General features: G+C 66.5%; 17 protein-coding genes. 11 read left to right on the top strand and 6 right to left on the bottom strand.

Annotation, left to right across the window (positions count from 1 at the left end; all coding sequences use genetic code 11):
* Position 1: 1 nt before the first annotated feature.
* The 9 genes from OTER_RS01990 (at position 2) to OTER_RS01950 (ending at position 6,837) form a co-directional block, all read left to right on the top strand.
* Entirely contained in the window at positions 2 to 646 is a 645-nt protein-coding gene (locus tag OTER_RS01990; RefSeq protein ID WP_012373223.1) for a flagellar basal body L-ring protein FlgH, read from the top strand.
* Positions 647 to 691: 45 nt separating this feature from the next.
* Entirely contained in the window at positions 692 to 1,828 is a 1,137-nt protein-coding gene (locus OTER_RS01985; protein WP_012373222.1) for a flagellar basal body P-ring protein FlgI, read from the top strand.
* 3 nt (positions 1,829 to 1,831) lie between these two features.
* The gene (locus OTER_RS01980; RefSeq protein ID WP_012373221.1) at positions 1,832 to 2,173 is read left to right on the top strand and encodes a rod-binding protein; all 342 of its coding nucleotides are present in this window, start codon (positions 1,832 to 1,834) and stop codon (positions 2,171 to 2,173) included.
* A gap of 2 nt (positions 2,174 to 2,175) precedes the next feature.
* Positions 2,176 to 2,667, top strand: coding sequence for a flagellar protein FlgN (locus OTER_RS01975; RefSeq protein ID WP_012373220.1), 492 nt, complete (start codon positions 2,176 to 2,178; stop codon positions 2,665 to 2,667).
* Positions 2,668 to 2,763: 96 nt separating this feature from the next.
* Positions 2,764 to 4,218, top strand: a complete 1,455-nt coding sequence (gene flgK / locus OTER_RS01970; protein ID WP_012373219.1) for a flagellar hook-associated protein FlgK — start codon at positions 2,764 to 2,766, stop codon at positions 4,216 to 4,218.
* Between the two features lie 11 nt (positions 4,219 to 4,229).
* Positions 4,230 to 5,114, top strand: coding sequence for a flagellin N-terminal helical domain-containing protein (locus tag OTER_RS01965; RefSeq protein WP_012373218.1), 885 nt, complete (start codon positions 4,230 to 4,232; stop codon positions 5,112 to 5,114).
* Between the two features lie 23 nt (positions 5,115 to 5,137).
* Positions 5,138 to 5,602: a flagellar assembly protein FliW gene (gene fliW / locus OTER_RS01960; RefSeq protein ID WP_012373217.1), complete on the top strand. Its 465-nt coding sequence runs from the start codon at positions 5,138 to 5,140 to the stop codon at positions 5,600 to 5,602.
* An 11-nt stretch (positions 5,603 to 5,613) separates the two neighbouring features.
* Complete coding sequence (gene csrA, locus OTER_RS01955; RefSeq protein ID WP_012373216.1) at positions 5,614 to 5,883, top strand: carbon storage regulator CsrA; 270 nt, start codon at positions 5,614 to 5,616, stop codon at positions 5,881 to 5,883.
* A gap of 63 nt (positions 5,884 to 5,946) precedes the next feature.
* On the top strand, positions 5,947 to 6,837 hold the full coding sequence (locus OTER_RS01950) for a flagellin (RefSeq protein WP_012373215.1): 891 nt from the start codon (positions 5,947 to 5,949) through the stop codon (positions 6,835 to 6,837).
* A gap of 293 nt (positions 6,838 to 7,130) precedes the next feature.
* On the opposite strand, the gene OTER_RS01945 is transcribed toward OTER_RS01950, so the two are convergent.
* Positions 7,131 to 11,159, bottom strand: coding sequence for a PAS domain-containing hybrid sensor histidine kinase/response regulator (locus OTER_RS01945; RefSeq protein WP_012373214.1), 4,029 nt, complete (start codon positions 11,157 to 11,159; stop codon positions 7,131 to 7,133).
* 258 nt (positions 11,160 to 11,417) lie between these two features.
* Here OTER_RS01945 and OTER_RS26065 point away from each other — a divergent pair, with 258 nt between their 5' ends.
* Complete coding sequence (locus OTER_RS26065) at positions 11,418 to 11,756, top strand: energy transducer TonB (protein ID WP_012373213.1); 339 nt, start codon at positions 11,418 to 11,420, stop codon at positions 11,754 to 11,756.
* A gap of 35 nt (positions 11,757 to 11,791) precedes the next feature.
* Positions 11,792 to 13,807, top strand: a complete 2,016-nt coding sequence (locus tag OTER_RS23525) for a methyl-accepting chemotaxis protein (protein WP_012373212.1) — start codon at positions 11,792 to 11,794, stop codon at positions 13,805 to 13,807.
* A 56-nt stretch (positions 13,808 to 13,863) separates the two neighbouring features.
* On the opposite strand, the gene OTER_RS01930 is transcribed toward OTER_RS23525, so the two are convergent.
* The 5 genes from OTER_RS01930 to OTER_RS01910 all read right to left on the bottom strand — a co-directional run bounded on the left by OTER_RS01930 (position 13,864) and on the right by OTER_RS01910 (position 19,719).
* On the bottom strand, positions 13,864 to 15,192 hold the full coding sequence (locus OTER_RS01930; RefSeq protein ID WP_012373211.1) for a dicarboxylate/amino acid:cation symporter: 1,329 nt from the start codon (positions 15,190 to 15,192) through the stop codon (positions 13,864 to 13,866).
* A gap of 88 nt (positions 15,193 to 15,280) precedes the next feature.
* Positions 15,281 to 15,967, bottom strand: coding sequence for a sulfite oxidase-like oxidoreductase (locus OTER_RS01925; protein ID WP_012373210.1), 687 nt, complete (start codon positions 15,965 to 15,967; stop codon positions 15,281 to 15,283).
* 180 nt (positions 15,968 to 16,147) lie between these two features.
* Positions 16,148 to 16,933 (bottom strand): hypothetical protein, encoded by a 786-nt coding sequence (locus OTER_RS01920; RefSeq protein WP_012373209.1) that lies wholly within the window; start codon positions 16,931 to 16,933, stop codon positions 16,148 to 16,150.
* A 194-nt stretch (positions 16,934 to 17,127) separates the two neighbouring features.
* Positions 17,128 to 18,378: a pectate lyase gene (gene pelA / locus OTER_RS01915; protein ID WP_012373208.1), complete on the bottom strand. Its 1,251-nt coding sequence runs from the start codon at positions 18,376 to 18,378 to the stop codon at positions 17,128 to 17,130.
* Between the two features lie 180 nt (positions 18,379 to 18,558).
* Positions 18,559 to 19,719 (bottom strand): two-component system sensor histidine kinase NtrB, encoded by a 1,161-nt coding sequence (locus OTER_RS01910; protein WP_012373207.1) that lies wholly within the window; start codon positions 19,717 to 19,719, stop codon positions 18,559 to 18,561.
* Between the last annotated feature and the right edge of the window lie 201 nt (positions 19,720 to 19,920).

Genomic DNA, 19,920 nt, shown 5'->3' with positions numbered 1-19,920 from the left:
CATGACGCCGATCTCCCAGCTTTCCCTCGGTCACCTGCGCGGCAGTCTGCTGCTCGCGGCGCTGGCGCTGGGCTGCGGCGCGCCGGCGTTCGCCGGTTCGATCTGGCCCACCGATCAGGCGCGGGAGCGTTCGATGATTGCCGACAAGAAGGCCTCCGGCATCGGCGACATCCTCACGATCGTCGTCAGCGAAACCGCGATCGCGCAGAGCTCGCAGAGCAAGAAGTCGTCGCGCGATTCGAGCATCGAGGACGCGGTCCAGCAGTTCCTTTACGCCAACAGCCGTGCGCTCACGCACCGCGGCGGACTCCCCGGCCTGAAGCTGGGCGGCTCCGCGTCCTATTCCGGCGGTGGTGACATCAGCAATACGCAGAGCCTCTCGGCCCGCGCGGCGGTGCTCGTCACCGACGTGCTGCCCAATGGCAACTTCGTCATTGAAGGCACGCGCATCGTCACGTTCTCCGGCGAGACGCAGTACGTCGTCCTGCACGGGCTGGTTCGCGCCGACGACGTCGGCCGCGATAACACGGTGGCGTCCTCGAACATCGCGGATGCCCGCGTCGAGTTTTACAGCGAAGGCCAGCTCACCGACGCGCAGAAGCGCGGCTGGTTTGCCAAGCTCTACGAAAAGCTCCGGCCGTTCTGAGCGCCCACGCCTGACGAACTAGCCCCACTGGAAACAGGAGCACGGATGAACCCAGCACGACGCACTTTCACGAAGATGGCCCGCAGCAGCGAGCGGTGGATTCTCACCGCGATACTGGGCCTGTTGTGCTCGGCGTCGGGGCACGCGTCCCGCGTCAAGGACCTCACCCTCGTCGAGGGCGGTCGCGACAACCAGATCGTCGGCTACGGCATCGTGGCCGGACTGGCGGGTGACGGCGACAGCAACGCGCAGGCGACGCTGCGCAGCGTCGCGAATATTCTCCAGCGTTACGGCGTTGTGGTGAGCCCGACGGATATCAAGGCGAAGAACGCCGCGGCCGTGATGGTCACCGCCGACATCGGCCCCTTCCTGAAACCCGGCTCGCGAATCGACGTCAACGTGGCTTCGCTCGGCGATGCGAAATCGCTGCAGGGTGGGGTGCTGCTCCAGACGCCGCTCATCGGCGGCGATGGCAAGGTCTACGCGGTCGCGCAGGGCGCGGTGGCGGTCGGCGGATTTCTCGGCGGCGCGGGCGGCGCCGGCGGCGCAACCGTCCAGAAGAATCACCCGACGGTGGGCGTGATCAGCAACGGCGGCATCGTTGAGCGCGAGATCGCGGCGACCTTCGTCCGCGACAACCAGCTGCGGCTGTTGCTGCACAATCCGGATTTCACCTCCGCGGCGCGGATGGCGGACGCGATCAACGGCAAGTGGCCGGCCATGGCCTCGGCCGTCGATGCGGCGACGATCGCGGTCAGCCTGCCGGCCAACTATGCGGGGCAGGACGTCGCCTTCATCGCTGACCTCGGCATGATCGAAGTCGTGCCCGATACGCTGGCCCGCGTCGTGATCAACGAGCGCACCGGCACGATTGTCGCCACGTCCACGGTCCGACTCTCGCAGGTCGCGATCGCGCTCGGCTCGCTGACGATCACCGTGAGCTCCAACATGGGCGCGAGCCAGCCCAACGCGTTCGGCGCGGGCCAGACGGTGCCGCTGCAGAGCACGCAGACGAACGTCAACGAGGTCAAAGGCGGCTTCACGGTGTTGAATGAGCCGCCGACGATCGAACGCCTGGCCGCCGCGCTGAACGCGCTCGGCGTCTCGACTCGCGAGATGATGGCGATTTTCCAAAGCCTGAAACGCTCGGGCGCGCTCCAAGCCGAGCTGGTGATCAACTGAGCCATGAACATTCCCGCGCTCAATTCGGTCTCCGCCACCTCCGCCGCCGAGCACGTTGCCCGCGCGAAGCAGCCGCTCACGCCCGCCGTGTTGCGCAAGGCCGCGCCCGAAGTCCAGCGCGCCGAAGTGGCCGCGCAGTTCGAAGCGATTCTCGTCCGCCAGCTCCTGGCTCCCACCATGACCTCGATGCTCGGCAAAGAGGGCGGCGCGGCCAGCTCGGTGTATGGCGACATGCTCACCGATACGCTCGCCCAGCAACTCACGCGCGGCACCGGGCTCGGCCTCGGTCGGCTGCTCGAACAGCAATTGGCTCCGCGCACTCCAAAGTCCTCAACCACCCTTTGAACATGCACTGGCAACTCGTCGCCGAATGTCTGCGGCAGGAACTCCTCGAATACGGCACGCTCCTGCGTCTCTTCGAGCAACAGCAGGAAAGCCTTTTCCATCGTGATCCCGACACCGTGCTCCGGCTCGGTGGCGAGATCGAAGACCAGGCCCATGTCCTGCAGGACTGCCGCCGCCGGCGCGAGCAGACCGTTGCGGCCCTGGCCGACTCCGTTCGGCAGCCGGCGAATGCCACGATCCGCGCCCTGCTGCCGCACATCGAGGCCGACGCGCGTCCGCTCCTCGAAGCCTTGATCAACGAAGTCAACGTACTCCTCCATCGCGTCCGCCGCGCCAGTCGTCAGACCCAGACGCTCCTCGCCCGCACGCTCGAGCTCCACCAGGAGACGCTGCGTCAGCTCCGGCCGGACGCGTTCACCAAAACCTATTCACCGACCGGTCGCGTCTCGCTCGCCGGCGCGGTCGGCGCTCCGTCGCTGCGCGTCGCCGGCTGATCCCCCTTTCGATCTTCGATGGGAGATTTCGAGCTCGGCTGAACGCCCGCCGGAATCCGCCAATCGAAAATCCAAAATCGAAAATCCAACATCCCCATGTCCGGTCTCTTCGCCAGTCTCAACAGCACCGTCGGCGCCCTCAGCGCGCACAGCCGCTCGATTGAGACCGCCGGCAAGAACCTCGCCAACGTCAACAACGCCTCCTACGCGCGGCAACGCGTGGTGTACGGCGATCGCGGCACGATCGTCACGCCCGACGGCGCCTACAGCCTCGGGCTCGAGGCGCTCGGCGTGCAGCAGCTGCGGGACATGCTGATCGACAACCAGGTGACGCGGGAGACGTCGCTCACGTCCTACTTCGCCGCGCAGCAAAAAGCCTATCAGCGCGCGCAGGCGGCGCTCGGCCAGGACATCTCGAGCGTGGGCTCCTCGGTGAGCGCGAGCGCCAGCACCAGCGATGCGGGTATCGGCGCCGGCCTCGACGACCTGTTCAACGCGTTCCAGGGTTTCGCGAGCAACCCGACTGACACCGGGATCCGCCAGAGTCTTCTCCAGACCGCGAGCATTCTCACCGACCGCGTGCAGCTCGCCGACAAGCGGCTGGCCCAGGTGCAGGCCGACCTGCATTCGCAGATCCAGACCGACGTGGGCGAAGCGAATAAGCTGCTCGCCACGATCTCCGATCTGAACAACCAGATCGCCCGCTTCGAAGTGGAACGTCCCGGCTCCGCCGTCGATCTGCGCGACCAGCGGCAGGCGGCCTTGGAAAAGCTCGCGACCAAACTGACGATCGACGTTCAGGAAATCTCCACCGGTCAGGTGATCGTTTCGTCACCGGACGCCAACGGCGCCCCCGTGGTTCTGGTCGATTCCGACTCGATCACCGGCCCTGTTTCCTTTGATCCGGCGACCGACACGATCAGCGCCGGGACCCCGACCACGGTGCTCGGCCTTACCTCGGGCGCGATCCAGGGCTCGCTCAGCGCGCACAACGAGGGCGTCCAGCCGCTCCGTGATCAACTGACGCTGATCGCGCAGCAGCTGACCGCATCGGTCAACGAAATCTACAATCCCGGCGGCGTCGCCGCCGACGACTTCTTCGCCACGCTCGACGGCAACGGCGATCCGATCACCGCCGGCACGTTCCAGCTCGCGAGTGGGCTGACCGCGTTCTCGCTCCATGCGAACGATGGCACCGCGGGTGCGCCCGCCGGGGACAATTCCGTTGCGCTCGCGATCGCGCAGCTCGCCACGCGCCGTTTCTCGACCACCGGCGCCCCGCCGGACCTGATCGACGGCACCCTCAGCAGCTTCTATAGCAGCGCCGTCAGCGGACTCGGCCAGGCCACGGCCGGCGCCACGACCCGGCTCAACAGCCAGGAATCGATCGAGCAGCTCGTGCGCTCGCAACGCGACGCCGTCAGCGGCGTGTCGCTCGATGAGGAGCTTTCCGACCTCCTGAAATACCAGCGCGCGTTCCAAGCGTCCTCGCGCGTCTTCCAGACGATCGATAAACTGCTCGGGGTCGTCGTCGAACAACTCGGTGTCTGAGCCCTTTCGTCATGAGAATCGCGAGTAACACCGCCTCGGAGGTCATGCTGCGCCAGATCCAGCAGCTTTCGGCCAACCAATCCAAACTCCAGCAGCAGGTCGGGAGCGGTCGTCGGATCACCAATCCGGAAGACGACCCCGCCGCCGTCGGCCGCGTGCTCACGCTGCAGAGCGAGCAACGGCGACTCGCCCAGTATGAGGCAAACGCCAACCGCGCGCTCACGCTGTCCCAAACCGCGTACTCCGGGCTGAAGGGGCTCAAGCAGATCTCCGACCGCGCCAACGAGCTGGCGACGCTGGGCACCGGCGCGATGAGCAGCGACCAGATGAACGCTTACGCCATCGAGGTCTCCCAAATGGTCGAGCAGGCGCTGCAGCATGCGAATAGCCAGTCGGGGAACGACTACGTTTTCGCCGGCACCGACGTCTCGAACAAGCCGTTCGAAATCAACACGACCACGGGGCTCGTCGAATACGGCGGCAACAGCGACGGCGCGCCCATTCAGCTTTCGGAAGCCACCACCGTCGTCGCCACGACCAGCGGCTCCACGAACGAAGACATCGCCGACATGCTCAACGCGCTGATCTCGCTCCGCGATGCGCTGGCCAGCGGGGATCCCGACCAGGTGCGGGCCACGCAGCCGGCGCTGCAGGTCGGTGAAAACACCGTCATCGGCGCGATGGCTGACGTGGGCGGCATCCAGACGCGCATCGAAGCCGCCAAGTCGCAGCAGGCCGACGGCGCGACGAACCTCGAATCCCGCGTTTCCGACGAATCCTCCCTCGATCTCCCCACTGCCATCGTGAAGTTGACCCAGCTCCAGACCGCTTACGAAGCCGCGTTGGCCTCCACGACCAAGGTGATGAACCTCTCGCTCCTCGACTACATCCGTTAACTCCAGCCGCCCTTTCTCTCGTCATGAAAGTCATCTTTGATCTCACCCCGATCGATTTCGAGCAGCCCACCGCGAACGAAATCACCCTGCCGAACGGCATCATCGGCTTCTCCCAATACACCCGGGCCGAGTTGCTCTACATGCCGGACCATCTTCCGTTCCTCTGGATGCGCCTCCACGGACCGGACACCATTCACTTCATCGTCATGGAACCGGGCGGGATCGTGCCGGATTACGAGCCCGAAATTTTCGACGAGGATGCGCTCCAGCTGGGCATCGAGGATCCCTCGCAGGCGATGGTCCTCAACATTGTCACGCTGCGCCAGCAGCAGCCGATCGATGCCTCGGTCAACCTCGTCGGCCCGCTGATCGTCAACCGCCGGACGCGCGTTGGCCGGCAGCTGGTCATCTCCAACTATTCCCGCTACAGCGCCCACCACCTGCTCATCGACCGTTCGCCGGCCCGCACGTGCGAACGCAGTGCCTGAGAAACCCCGCCATGCTCGTCCTTTCGCGCAAAGTCAACGAAGCGATCGTCATTGGTGACTCGATTGAGATCAAGATCACCCGGATCGAGGGCGACTTTGTGAAGATTGGGATCTCCGCCCCGCGCGACGTTCCCATCTTTCGCAAGGAAGTTCTCGCCGCGATCGCCGCCAGCAACCAGGCCGCCGCCGTCCGTGCGGATGCCCTGCCCAAACTCCCCGTCGCCGCCAAGGCGCCGGCCAAACCCGCCCCCGCCGGCTCGCCGTCGGGCTCGCAAACCTGAGCCGGCCCGTCCGCTGCTCGACCTTCATCCAACAACAACAACCAGCTCCAACCCGACCAGACCATGAGCGTCATCAATACCAACATCCAGGCGATGGCCGCCGCCCGCTCGCTCAGCGCGAGCCAGGAAGCCCTCGGCCGCTCCCTCACCCGGCTCTCGTCGGGTTCGAAGATTGTCAACCCGTCCGACGATGCCGCTGGCCTCGCCGTGTCGGAAAAACTCGACGCCCAGAACCGCCGCGTCCGCGCTGCCACGACCAACGTCCAGAACGCCATCTCGTACATCCAGACCGCCGATGGCTTCATGAGCGGAATGACGAAGGTGCTCTCGCGCATGAGCGAGCTCGCCATTCTCGCCAAGGACGTGACCAAGAGCAGCGGCGACATCGCCCTGTATAGCCAGGAGTTCGTCGCGCTGCAGGCTCAGCTCCGCGCCACAATCGGAGGCACCACCGCGGATATCGGCGGGACCGCCGACGTCAGCGCACCGCTCGGCGCCTTCAACGGCATCACGCTCTTCGGCTCCAGCGCCACCGGCGGGCTGACCGTCACGATCGGCCAGGCCGTGGGCCAGGAGATGACCATCCCGAATTCCAACTTCCGCGATTCCACCGGCGCGATGTGGTCGATCATCCATCAGGACGCCGCCGGCGACTACGACGAGATCGCGCTCACCGACAGCGACGCCATCGCGAAGATCACCTCGGCGATTCAGGACGTCGCCACCGAGCGAGCCTCGCTCGGTGCATCGCAATCGCGGCTCGAGCTCGCGTCGACCACGCTGTCGGTCGAGTACGAAAACCTCTCGTCCGCGATCTCGCGCATTCGCGACGTCGACGTGGCGCAGGAGTCGACGGAGTATTCGAAATACAACATCCTCGTGCAGTCCGGCACCGCGATGTTGGCGCAAGCGAATCAGACCCCGATGAGCGTGCTGAAGCTCCTGCAGAGCTGATCGCCCGTTTCCCCCAGCCAGAGTAGGGCCGGTCTCCGACCGGCCCTTTTTGCTTTCTGGGCCCGGCGCAGGTACGCCACCGCGCACCACCGCGTCCGGGTCTTTCTCATTCTCTCATTCGTTCTCCTCAGAATCGTTCTCTTTCTCGTTCCTGTTCTCTTCTTCTATATCTCGCCGCAAGGGAATGCCCGATAGGAGGGATGCGAAGAGAGAGAACGAGAAAGGGAAAGAGAACGAGGCGGAGGAAGGGGCTGCGCCGAAACAGGCTTGGCCGGTGAGGCTCGCTCGCCGTGCTACACGACCGCCGGCTCGGGATGCAGCGCGCGATGCACCGTCCACGCGAGCTCGTCTGTCGTGAACGGCTTGCCGAGTAGCTCCACTTTGCCGATCTCCGCCAGTTCTTGCGGCGTGATTTTGAGAAAATAGCCCGACATGACGATGATCGGGAGCTCCGGAGCGAATTCGCGCACCTTCATCGCGAGTTCCGTGCCGGTCATGCCGGGCATCGTCTGGTCGGTCACGAGCACGGAGCACGCCCCCGGGTTGGCCCGCAGCATCTCGAGACACTGCACCGCGGTGTCAACGGTCGAGGCGCGATAGCCTTTGTTCTCCAGCGCAAACTTGGTGAAGCTCGCGACGGTGTCCTCGTCATCGACGATGTAGATCACCTCGCCCGCGCCCCGCGGCGCCTGCGCGGCTTGTTCGCTGCCGTTCTCCGCCTCCGTGGCGGCAACCGGCAGGTAAATGTGGAACGTCGATCCGATCCCGGTCCGGCTCTCGACATCGATGGCCCCGCGATGGGCCCGCACGATCCCGTGCACCACGGCCAGACCCAAACCCGTGCCTTCCCGCACTTCCTTGGTGGTGAAGAACGGGTCGAAGATCCGCTGCAGCGTCCCCTCGTCCATCCCGTGGCCGTTGTCGGTGACGCTGAGCTCGACGTACTCGCCCGGCGGCAGCGTCGCGAGCGTCGCGCTCCGCGAGGTGGTGCGGTCCGCCCGGCGCAGCCCGATCGCCAGCACGCCGCCTTTGAGCTGCATGGCGTGCGCCGCATTCGACCCGAGATTGAGCAGCACCTGGTGCAGCTGCGTCGCGTCGCCCTGCACGAAACCGCACTCCGGCTCGATGTGCGTTTCGATCGCAATCGTCGCCGGAATCGTCGCGCGCAAGAGTCGGCGCGCTTCCTCCACGACCAGCGCCAGGTCGAGCGGCGTGTGCTGGTCGTCGGACGACTGCCGGCCGAACGTCAGGATCTGCTCCACCAGCTCCCGGGCCCGCACGCTGGCGCCGCGCGCCTGCGCGAGATAGTCGCGGGCTTCCGAATTTTCCCCCAGCACATCGGACACCAGCTCCTGGTAACCCATGATGCCGGTAAGGAGATTGTTGAAATCGTGCGCGATGCCGCCGGCCAGCGTACCGAGCGTTTCCATCTTCTGCGCCTGGAACAGCTGGAACTCCAGCTTGCGGCGCGCCTCCTCGCTGTCGCGCCGGCTGCTGATATCCTGCAGCGCGCCGATCAGCCGGACCGGTTTGTTGTCGCGGAACTCGGCGCGGGTTAGCGCCCGTACCCAGATGCGACGGCCTTTCGCGGTCACCAACGGCAGTTCCAAATCGTAGGAGCGGCCCTGCGTCATCGCCGCCTTCAACGCGGACGAAAGCGTGTCGCGGACCTCCGGCGCATAGAACTCGATCGAGGTGTGCACCGTCGGCCGGTAATCCTCGTCCACCTCGTGCAATCGCCGGACCTGTTCCGACCAGGTCAGCTGCATCGTGTCGAGGTCGAGCTCCCAGCCGCCGATTTGCGTGAGCTCGCTGACCTGCGTCGCCAGCTGCTCGAACTGGTGCAGCCGCTGCTCGAGACTCTTCCGCGCGGTCACGTCGGTGTGCATGCCGACCATGCGCAGCGGCTGGCCGTGGCCATCGCGCGAAACCACCTTGCCGCGATCCATGATCCACTTCCATTCGCCGGATTTCGTCCGGATCCGGTATTCGTGGTGGTAAAGCGGTGAGCGCCGCGCGAAATGATCCTCGGTGGCGGACAGGTTGGCCGGCAGATCGTCGGGATGCACGAGGCTGTTCCAGGCCTCGATCGTGTCGGCCACTTCTCCCGGCTCGTAGCCGAGCATCTGGAACCAGCGCTGGTCGTGGTAGGTGACGCCCGTGGCGACGTTCCAATCCCACACGCCGTCGTTCGTGCCTTCCACCGCGAGTTGCCAGCGCTCCTCGGCCATCCGCAGCGCTTCGAGCGTCTGCTTCTCGGCCGTGATGTCGCGATCCATGCCCACGATCCGCACCGGCCGGCCGTGTTCGTCGCGCCGCACGTAGCCATGCGTTTCGATGTGCCGGAGAAAACCGCCCTGCACGATGATGCGGAATTCGTTGTCGATCTCGTCGTGCCCTGGTCGCGGGGCGTGGATCGTGTGCTCCATTCGGCTGCGGTCATCCGGATGCAGCAGGTTGAGCCACGCTTCGGACGTGCACGGGAACGTCTCGCGCGTGACGCCGTAGATCTGGAAAAGGCGGTCGTCCCAGATGAACCGGCCCGTCGCTGGGTTGAGATCCCACACGCCATAGCGCGAGGCGCGCAACGCGAGCTGCAATCGGTCGTTCAGCGCCCGCAGCCGCTCCTCGTTCTCCCGCTCGACCGTGATGTCGCGACTCGTCCCGGTGATCCGCAGCAGTCGCCCCTGCGCATCGCGCTGTACCACCGCCCGGGATTCCACGTGCCGGATGACGCCGTCGCTCGACGGCACCAACCGAAATTCCTGGTCGTAGAAATTGCCCCCGGCGAGTACGAGCTGGAAGCGCGCCTCGGCGAGCCGCCGGTCGTCCGGATGCAGGCATTTCATCCAACCTTCGAAGCTGCCGTCGAACTCGCCGGGCTTCAGCCCGTGGATGGTATGGGTGCGGTCGTCCCAGGTGTGCTTCTGCGTGTTGGCATCCCATTCCCACACGCCCAGCGCCGCGGATTGCGTGGCGAGCTGCAGCCGCTCGTTGAGCGTGCGCAGGTGCTGCTCGGCCAGACGATGAGCGGTGACGTCGGTCTGGATCGCGATCCAGTTGATCAATTTGCCGCTCGCGTCGCGCACCGGCTCCATGTCCACGATCTGCCAGTAGGGATGCCGGCTCTTCGTGTAGTTGAGCACCTCGGCGTAGCAGCGCTCACCGGTCTCGAGGGCGCGGCGGATCTGCGCGACGACTGCGGGATCGGTATCCGGACCCTGCAGGAACTGACCCGGTTTGCGGCCCTTCACCTCGGCCAGGGTGTAGCCGGTCATCCGCTCGAAGGCGGTGTTGGCCCACTCGAGATTGCCCTCGCCGTCGGTGATCACCACGCCGTTGGTGGTGTTGCGCGCCACCAGCCCGAGCTGGGCGTTCTCGCGCGTGGTGGTGCGGAGATTCACGCTCAGCGTGCGGAGCTCGCTCGTGCGCCGGGCCACGAGTTCCTGGAGCCGGGCGGCCTGCTGTTCCAGCACGGCATTGAGCCGCGCGTGCTCGCTCTCGGCGGCCTTGCGACGTTCGTCGAGTGTGCTGGCGGCTCCCGCCGAGGCCATCGCGTGGATCAGCCCGGCGATGATCAGCCCGGAAAGCAGGAAGATCGGAGCCGAAATCGGCTCGATCCAGCGCAGCGTGATCAGCAGCAGCGTCAGCCCGATCAAGCCGGCCGGCAGCAGCGTCATGCCATAAAACATCCGCCGCGTCAGCGTGCCCACCGCCGATGTCGCCAGCAGCATCCGGACGAACCGTCCTTCGGGCCAGGAGAGAACGCAGGCCAGCGAAACCACCAGGAGCAGGGCGGCATCGAAGGCCCCAATGTCCAAGGGCCGCGCATACTTCGTCACCAAGGCCATCCCATGCATCGCCAGCGTGGCGCCAGCGACCGCGACGACGACGACGGCGAACCAGAGCCCGTAAGGACGTCGCCGGCCTCCCAGCGACACGAGCGCCTGGGCCACCGCCGCCGCGCCGAGCAGGAGGGCGGTCTCGATCGGCAGCCGCAGCCCGGTCGGTGCCGGCGTCGCCAGCGACGTCGGAGGCAGCCAGCCCCCCAGACTCAGGTTGCCGTCACGAATATCCAACGCGATCACTGCCAACACGGCGATGAAGGCCAGCCCGGCGGCCGCCACCCCTGTCCGGGCCCACTGGCCCCGACCGTGCAGCCAGAGCGCCAAGCCCAGCAGTACCAGCACGCCGCTGGCGTAGGAGACCGCCACGGGCGTCCCGGGCAGCACCAGCGCGGCGATTAACCGGCTTAGTGCCGCGACCACCACCAGCGCGCCGACAAGGGCAGGGGTGCGACGCAGTTTTTCTTCGGGCAGCATTCCAGTCAGAGGGGCGGGCCCAGCGTGCAAATTGTGCCGCCAATTGCAATGGCGGTGGTTGCATGGATCTACAATTCTTTGGCAGCACCATCGCCACTACCCCGCACGTGCGCTTGCCGGGGTGCACCGCAAAAAAACCGGGACGCCTTGGTTTTAGTTCTGCCCGAAAGTGTCGATTGGCGGGGATGGTCGAGCTGCCACCAGCCGGCTGGCGGTTTGCCGTCCCTACACCTTCCCAACCCAGATGTTCTGTTGCTCATGAAGCGATTTTTTGCCGCTTGCCTTGCCGCCTGTCTGTTGTCGCCAGTCGTGCTTGCGGCTGTGCAGGAAAACCCCGTGCCGGTACGAACGGTGAAGCCAAATTATCCGCGCGAACTGCGCGAGGCTGGCGTCTCCGGCGTCGTCATGGTCAAATGCATGATCGACGAGCAGGGTAACGTTGCCGAAACTACCGTGCTCAAGTCCAGCAACGAGAAATTCGATCCGCCGGCCGTCGAGGCGTTAAAGAAATGGAAATTCAAACCCGCCCGTCAGGACGGCAAGCCGGTCGCCATTCACGTCACCATCCCCATCAAGTTCACCGTTAACGAATCCTGAGTCATCCACGGGACTCGGGTTCTGTTTCCCCTGTTATGTCATTCCAGAATCTCACCATCGGCAAAAAGATCGCCTCCGGCTTCAGCCTGCTGTTTCTGCTGCTCATGCTGGTGGCCGCGGTCGGCTACTTTGCCCTCGGTGGCGCGGGCCAGCGACTGACGGCGTATGCCGGCAGCGCCCAGGAAACCTACGCCGCCGCCTCGCTCGAGTCCTCGATGCAGGCACTCAAACTCGAGGTGAACAACTTCCTCGCGACGGGCTCCACCGAGAGCATCACGGCCTACAACACCGCCAAACGTACGCTCGACGCCGACCTCGGCCAGGCTGCCCAGCTCATCGTCGATCCCGCCCGCGCGACCGAGATCGCAAAAGCCCGCGAGTTGCTGGCCGCCTACAACACGGCGTTCACCGATGTCGTCGCCAATCACAAGGCCCGGGTGGCCGTCGAAAACGACGTGCTGACCCCGCAGGCGCAGGTGCTCGCCGATGGGCTCCAGCAGATGCTGGCCCAAGCCAAGACCCAGGGCGACATGAACGCCGCCTTCCAGATTTCGAACGGGCTCAAGGCGTTCTTCGAGTGCACCAGCCTCGTGAACGGTTTCCTGCTCACCTCCGACGGCACCAAAGCGACCGCCGCGCACGCCGCGCTCGAAATCACCAGCGCGCAGATTCAGAAGATGCAGAAGGACCAGCAGGAGATGGAGCAGCTGGACGAGACCTTGAAGGACGCCGCCAAGACCGAGCTGCTCGGCAAGCTGCTGCAGACCACGACCACGTATAAGAACGGCCTCGATCAGGTGGTGGCCGGCCAGGAGGCCCGCGCCAAGATCCTCGGCGAGCGCGTCAACCGGCTCGCCCCGGAGTTCACCGCGACCGTCGGTCGCGTGAAGACCGCCGTGCACGATTTTCAGAGCGAACTGGAGCAGCGCACGCGCGCCGAACAGCACCGCAACGAGATGATCATGCTCACGATCACCGGCATCGGCATCGGCATCGGCGTGCTGCTGGCGTGGCTCATCACGCGCGGCGTCACCCGCCGGATCACGCAGGTGGCCGGCCGTCTGGCGACCGAGTCCGACAAGACCGCGGCCGCGGCGCTGCAGGTGGCGCAGGCGAGCCAATCGATGGCCAGCGGAGCGTCGCAGCAGGCCGCCTCCCTCGAGGAGACCAGCTCGTCGTTGCATGAGATGGCCAGCATGACCGGCCGGAATTCCGAGAACGCTCAGAACGCGAAGGCGCTCGCCAACCAGGCCCGCCAGACCGCCGACGCCGGCGCCGTGGAAATGGAGCAGATGAAGACGGCGATGGCCGCGATCAAGGACTCCAGCACCGAAATTTCGAAGATCATCAAGACGATCGATGAGATCGCCTTCCAGACTAACATCCTCGCGCTGAACGCGGCCGTCGAAGCGGCGCGCGCCGGCGAGGCCGGGATGGGTTTCGCCGTCGTCGCCGAGGAGGTGCGCTCGCTGGCGCAACGCAGCGCCGCCGCCGCCAAGGAAACCGCCGACAAGATTTCCGCCTCGACCGAGAAGAGCGAGCAGGGCGCGCGCATCAGCGACAAGATGGCCACCAATCTCTCCGCCATCGTGGAGAAGACCCGGCAGCTCGACGAACGCATCGCCGAGATTGCCCAATCGTCCCACGAACAAAGCGAGGGCATCGGCCAGCTGAATACGGCCGTCGCGAGCATGGACAAGATCACCCAGGACAACGCGGCCCTGGCCGAAGAGTCCTCCGCGTCCGCTGAGGAACTCAAGTCGCAGGCTGAACAGGTCCGCCTCGCCGTGGGCGAGTTGCTGCGGATGGCGCGGGGCTCGTCCGAACCCGAGCACTCCGGCCAGGCGGCCGGGGCAGGCTCCGCCAACCGTGGGGCGCATGCCGGCCCGACGCGCCGGACGGCGGCGCAGGCGCGGTCGGCGCGCGGGACCGCAGCCGGCGGCCGTTTGACCGCCCCGGTCCTGCATCCGGCGGGAACTTCATCCTCCAACGGTCACGCCGGAGCGAAGGGCGGCAACGGTCAGGAGGACCCCGACAAGTTCTTCGCGTAGCCGCGCGGACGAACCTGCGATTTTCTCCCAGCGCCGGCCATCAAGCCGGCGCTTTTCTATTGGGCGTGGCTCGCCACCGGCTCGGATCGGCGCACGCTTTCGTCGACGATCACGGCCGTCACCAAATCGCAGCCGACGTTGGTCATCGTGCGGGTCATGTCCAACACCCGGTCGACGCCGATCACAATGCCAATCCCCTCGGCCGGCACGCCGAATGAAATCAGCAGCCCCGCGATCAGCGGCAGCGAGCCGCCGGGAATCCCGGCGACCGCGACGGCGCTGAACACGCTCAGGACCAGCAGCGTGAGCTGCGCGCCGAGGCCGAGCGGCACGCCGAAAACCTGCGCGACGAACAGCACCACGCAACCTTCGTAGAGCGCGGTGCCGCTCATGTTCATTGTGGCGCCCAGCGGGAGCACGAACCCGGCGGTGGAGGGCGTGACGCCGAGCGTCGTCTTCGCGTTGTGCAGCGACGCCGGCAACGTGGCATTGCTCGAACTGGTGGAAAACGCCGTGACCAGCACGGTTTCGATGTCCTTGAAGAACTTCAGCGGCGAGCGCTGGCTCCATAATTTCAGGAACACCGACATGGTCCCGAACAGGTGCAGCACCATCACGCCGCCGCAGCCGAGCACGAAGACGCCGAGCGCGACCAGGATGTCGACGCCGACCTTCACGATCACGCTGTAGATCATCGCGGGTACGGCGTAGGGCGCGAGGCGCAGCGCGAAGTAGACGATGCCCGTCATGAGTTCGCTGATCAACTCGAGGCCGCGGCCGAGGCGTTGCTGCTTTTCCGCGCCAAGCTGCGTCCCCACGGCGCCGACCAGGATCGCGAAGAGGATGAGCGGCAGCACGTCGCCCAGGGTGCCGCGGCTGCTGCCGACGAAGGCGCCGAAAAGATTTTTCGGCATGAACATCTCGACAAGCGTGCTCAAGCTGAACGCGGGCTGCTGCGCTTGCGTGCTCACTGCTGCTTGCACCACGCCACCGAACTCCGCCAGCAGCTTGGTCTTCGCGGCGGCGGCGAGATGATCGCCCGGCTGGAGCACGTTCATCATCAGCAAGCCGAGCCCGACACCGATGAACATGTTGAGGAAAAAGAGCGCGAAGGTGCGGCCGGCCAGCGGTCCCAGCCGGTCGAGCCGGCCAAGCTGCAGCACGCCGTTCGCCAGCGACGAAAACACCAGCGGTATCACCACGAAGAACAGCATCCGCAAAAACACCTGACCCAACGGATCGAGCAGGTGGGTCGCGATCTGCTGGGCTCCGGCCAGCACAGGCGGAAAGGCCGCACCGATCGCGAGCGTCGCGGCGCCGGCGGCGGCGCCAATTCCAAGTCCGATTAGGATCCGGTTCGCGAGCCGCCTGTTCTCGTCAGCCATACGTGGCCCGGCAAGCTGCCGCGCGCCGGCGCGTTTGTCCAACGGTTAGTCGTAACGGTTCAGCCGGATTCGCGAGTCCGCCCGTGGCCTAGACCTCCGGATTCGGAAACAGCGGCACGGGCGGACTCGACGGATCCTGATAGCGTTCCTCTTTCCACGGATCGGCGGTGTCGGAGTAGCCGCGCAACTCCCAGAAGCCCGGCTTGTCGTCGGCGAGGAACGCGATGCTGCTGACGAACTTCGCGCCCTTCCAGGCGTAGAGCTTTGGAATAATCACGCGGGCCGGTCCGCCGTGCTCGCGCGTCAGCGGCGCGCCGTCAAACCGTGTGGCGACCAGCACGTCATCGTCGAGGCACGCGGCCAGGGGCACGTTCGTCGAGTAGCCGTCGAAGCTGGTGAAGTAGACGAACCGCGCCTCCGGTTTGGGCTGGGCCAACTCGTAGAGCTTGGTGAAAGCGACGCCGCTCCACCGGCAGTCGTAGCGGCTCCACGTGGTCACACAGTGAAAATCGCTCGTATCCTCCACCTGCGGGAGCGCATTGAACTCGTCCCAAGTGAGCGTCGTCGGTCGCTCCACGAGTCCGCCCACTGAGAGGCGCCATTCAGCAAGCGGGATTTCCGGTTGCACGCCGAGATCGAGAACCGGGAAGCTCGTGGTCAGCTTCTGGCCGGGGGGCAACCGGTCGGACGAGGCGACGGCCCGCGGCCGGAAACCTCGTGCTTGCTGTTTCTCCGCCCACTTCTGTTTCGCTTCGATGTAGCGCGCCTGCGACATGCCAGGAACGTGAGCGGCAGGGAAGAGCGGCGCAAGTCGCCGCTCCGTTCGGCGCAGCGGGGGGGGCGGCTTCCGGCGTGTAGCCGGGGTCGACGACTCCGGGCCGGGTTCAACGAGCCCTCCTAAATCCAACTACCGGCAGCCCCTTTGCTCGCCGCGCGCCGCGGAAAAACGCGCGCGTCACTGCGCGCCGCCAGTGAGACGCTGCACGGTGACGACGGCCCGCTCGTAGGCTTCGTAGTCTGCGGCGAGCACCGTACGCACATCGTTCCACTCCAGCGCGCTCGCCCGGCGCGCCGCTTGCAGGCGTTCGTGGAGCTGGCTTTCGGTCGTGCGGGCCGACTCGAGTGCTTGCTCGAGGGCGCCCGCGGCGGAAACACCGGAGTGGCCGACCCGCGCATGGGCGGTCGCGAGCAGCTGGGTGTTCAGCTGCACCTGCTGTTCGATCAGCATCACCAGCGCGCCGCGTTCCGCCACGGTCGAAGTGCGAATGCTGCTCGCGCTCAGCGTCAGGGGCGCCACCGTCCTCCCGGTCCCGGCGGTCCCCGCGGAGGACGCCGTGGGTGAACCCGCCGCACTCGCGGCGCGGAACCGCGCGCGGCGCATGCCGATCGATTCGGAATTCGGCGTGCCAACCGTGTCCACTCCGTTGACGGAACTCGCCGCGATGGCGTTGCCCAACTCGCCGTTGGCGCCGATCGTCCCGGCGCGACCGGTGATCACCGGCGCTTGATTGATCGTGGCGCGGGAGGCCGCGTGCGCGGCGCCGATGGCCGCGGCGGGATTGCCGCCGTTGTTCAGCGCAGCCGAGGCGTTGGCCGCGGGATCGGGACGGGATCGGGCCAATTCGCTGGCGGGGGTGGCCGGCTCCGCCGCGGTTAACGGAACGGTCATCTGAGCGGAGGTAGGCAGCGCCAAAGCGACGAGCGCGAGCGCGGAAAACGGCAATGCGGTGAGGATCTTCATGGCTCGATTCTAGATTGCGCCCGATGGATTCACGAGGCGTATCCTGTCGCTCGCATCGGTCATGCCGAACCGCATGGCTCGTCGAAAACGGCGGGCGTACAGCGACTAGCGCAGCCGGGGATGGTCAGCCGCGCGGACGTACTCCCGCATTCTGCACGAGCAGGCCGGCGTCGGTCCTGCAGCCTGCACGTCGTTCAGCGTCGCGCCTGCCACTTTTCATAACGGCGCAACACGCTCGCGGGCGCGTCCGTATACCACGTATACCCGGCGATCCGCTCCGCCGAAACTTCCGCGAGATCGTAATGGATCGTGCGATCGCGGTCGCCAAAGATCGGGGTCGTGGTGCCCGGTTCGTAGAAACGCGCCCAGAGGGGCGGCGCACCGGGCGCCGGTATCGCCTCGCCGCGCGTGTCGCCCGGCGCGCGCCGGACTTTCAAATCGTGCAATGCGGTCCGCCGGAACCAGGCGACCGCGCCCTCGACCGCCTCCCGCACCTCCGGCGAAGGATCGGGCAGGCGCATGAGCATGAGCACGACTCGCGCGCTCTCCCGCGATGCATCGGCGATCGGCTCGAAGTTCCGCGCCGCGGCCGCCCGCAAGGTGAGCGGATCATACTGCTGGCACCAGACGGTCCGGCGGCCGTTCGCGTCGCGCAGCTGCGTGGCCAGCGTGCACGCGACGCCGCGCTGGAACCGCGCCGCGCTTGCCTGGCGCAGTTCCGGCGGCACGAACGCAAAGGGCGCTGCACCGGCGCCGACATCGCGCAGCAGCTCGAGCACGTTGGTCATCGCGTCGTCGTTGAACGTCACGCCGTCGTGATAACCACCGATTAACGGATAATACTGCGGGAATCCGCCATGTGGATATTGCGCTGCGAAGAGGTAGCGCAGGCCGCGCTCGAACCCGGCGCTCCACTTCGTGGCGCGTGGGTCGCCGGGCGCCGCGGTGATCGCCTCCGCGAGATAGTGCAGCTCCGAAATCGTCGCGTTGTTGTCGAACGTGGCGCCGTCCGAGCCGGCGGGACGCGCCCGGTCTGGATCGAGGTCGCGGGAATAATCCCGGCCCTTCGGCCAGCCGCCGATCTCGAGCTGACCGGCGACCACACGGTTGGCGACCGCGCGCGCCTCTTCGGTCGCATACCACGCTGTTGGCGCTTCGAGCCGGAGGCCCTTGCTGTGAATGCCGCCCTTCGGCGGACCGGACATTGGCTGCAGCGGCGAGGCGTCGGCGTGGGCCCGCGCGGGCAGCTCGCTCGCGAGCCGCTCCGACTGCTGCCAATACGTTTCCCACGCGGCGCGCTCGGCCGCCGGCAGGGCCGCAATCCGCTCCGGCGTAAGCGGAGCAAAGGGCTCGGCGGGCCAGCCACGCGGCGGCGGTGCAGCCTGCACCAACCCTGAGGTGACGACACTGGTGAGAATCAGGCAGGATAGCCAGCGGGGTGACATGGGGAGAGCGATTGCACGGCTAGACGATTGCGCAAGGCCGGGGTTGCCGGTGGTCGACGATGAGACGAAGATCGGCGATACGCGGCGCCGGATCCGTCATGAGCCCAACCGCGTCACCGCCCAGGTGGAACCCTCCATCCCGGCGCGTGAGGGGCGCGGTGGGCTTCACCTTTCATCCTCCTACACCGCGGGCGGCGTCGCCAGCGGCAGGATGAGGGAAAACGTCGAGCCGCGCCCGGGTGCACTGGTCACCTCCATCCAGCCGCCGTGTTGCACGGCGATGCGATAGACGGTGGACAGGCTCATGCCGGTGTTGCGTCCCGACTTTTTGGTGGTGAACCCGGGCTCGAACAGCCGCTCCTGCGTTTCGGGCGTCATGCCGCGACCCGAGTCCCGCACGCTAAGCCGCGCGTACGTTTCGGATGGGCGGTGCGGTTGGCCCAGTGGCGGCGGCAGGCTCCAGCGCGTGGCGCTCAACGCGATTTCGCCATGATCGTCCAGCGCTTCGCGGGCATTACGCAGCAGCAGCGTGAGGGCGAGTCGCAGCGTCGTTTCATCCGCGTGCACGGCGATCGGTCGCTCGGCATGCAGCTGCAGGGCGACGCTCGGCGGCAGCGTCGCTCGCACTTCCTCGCCCACGTGCTCGACGAACCGGCCGAGCTCGACCGACTGCAGCGTGAGCTTCCGCTGGCGACTGAAATCGAGCAGCCGCTGCGACAGCTCACCCGCGCGCAGGCTCACGTCTTTCACCCGCGTCAAAATTTCCTGCATGTCGCCCGTGACGCCCGCCGTCTCGAGGGCGATCGAGACGTAGCCGCGGATGCACGAGAGCACGTTGTTGAAATCATGCGCGGTGGCGCTCGCCAGCTGTCGCACCGCTTCCATCTTCCGGGCCTGCGCGGCCCGGTGCTCGCGCATCCGCGCGGCGGTGACGTCGTGCAGGGTCACCTGCACGAAGACGCGCGCGCCCTGCGCGAAGCCGCGGCCGGCCAATTCCAGCGTGCGTTGCTGCCCGCCGGGATCCGCGACGTGCACGATGCGATCGGCGAGCGCTCCGCCGTCGGGCAGGCCGAGCAGTCCGGCACACCATTCCGTCTGGCCGCGAAATGGCGCGAGTTCGACGAGCGGCTGCCCCACTAGCGCGGTTTCCACGGTGCCCAGCAAGGCGGTGCAGGCGCGATTCGCGGCGACCACGGTGGCGGAAGCCGCGTCCACCACCAGCAACGCGTCGCCAGCCGCGTCAAACGCGTGGCGAAAGAAGGCCGGCGTCGAGGTGGCGCGCGGGGAATCGTTGGGCGTGACGCCAGCCACGCCGGCCGGTCGGGGGAGTTCTCGACTCATTCGCCAGGAGTGTGGCGCGACCCCGGGCGGAGCGCCACAGACAATTTGCCCGGATCGATTGTGCCGCGGTGCCGACTCACGCCGTTGATCCGTTTGACGGAGTCGCGGCGCGCGCGACCGTTCGCACGGCGCAACCGTAAACGCGTGGCGACGCGATCGCGGCCTGCGACGAAATGGGTCAGGCCGGAGCCGGAGAGGGGC

The sequence above is a fragment of the Opitutus terrae PB90-1 genome, assembly GCF_000019965.1.
Taxonomy (GTDB): domain Bacteria; phylum Verrucomicrobiota; class Verrucomicrobiia; order Opitutales; family Opitutaceae; genus Opitutus; species Opitutus terrae.
This window is presented reverse-complemented; position numbering and strand designations above follow the sequence as displayed.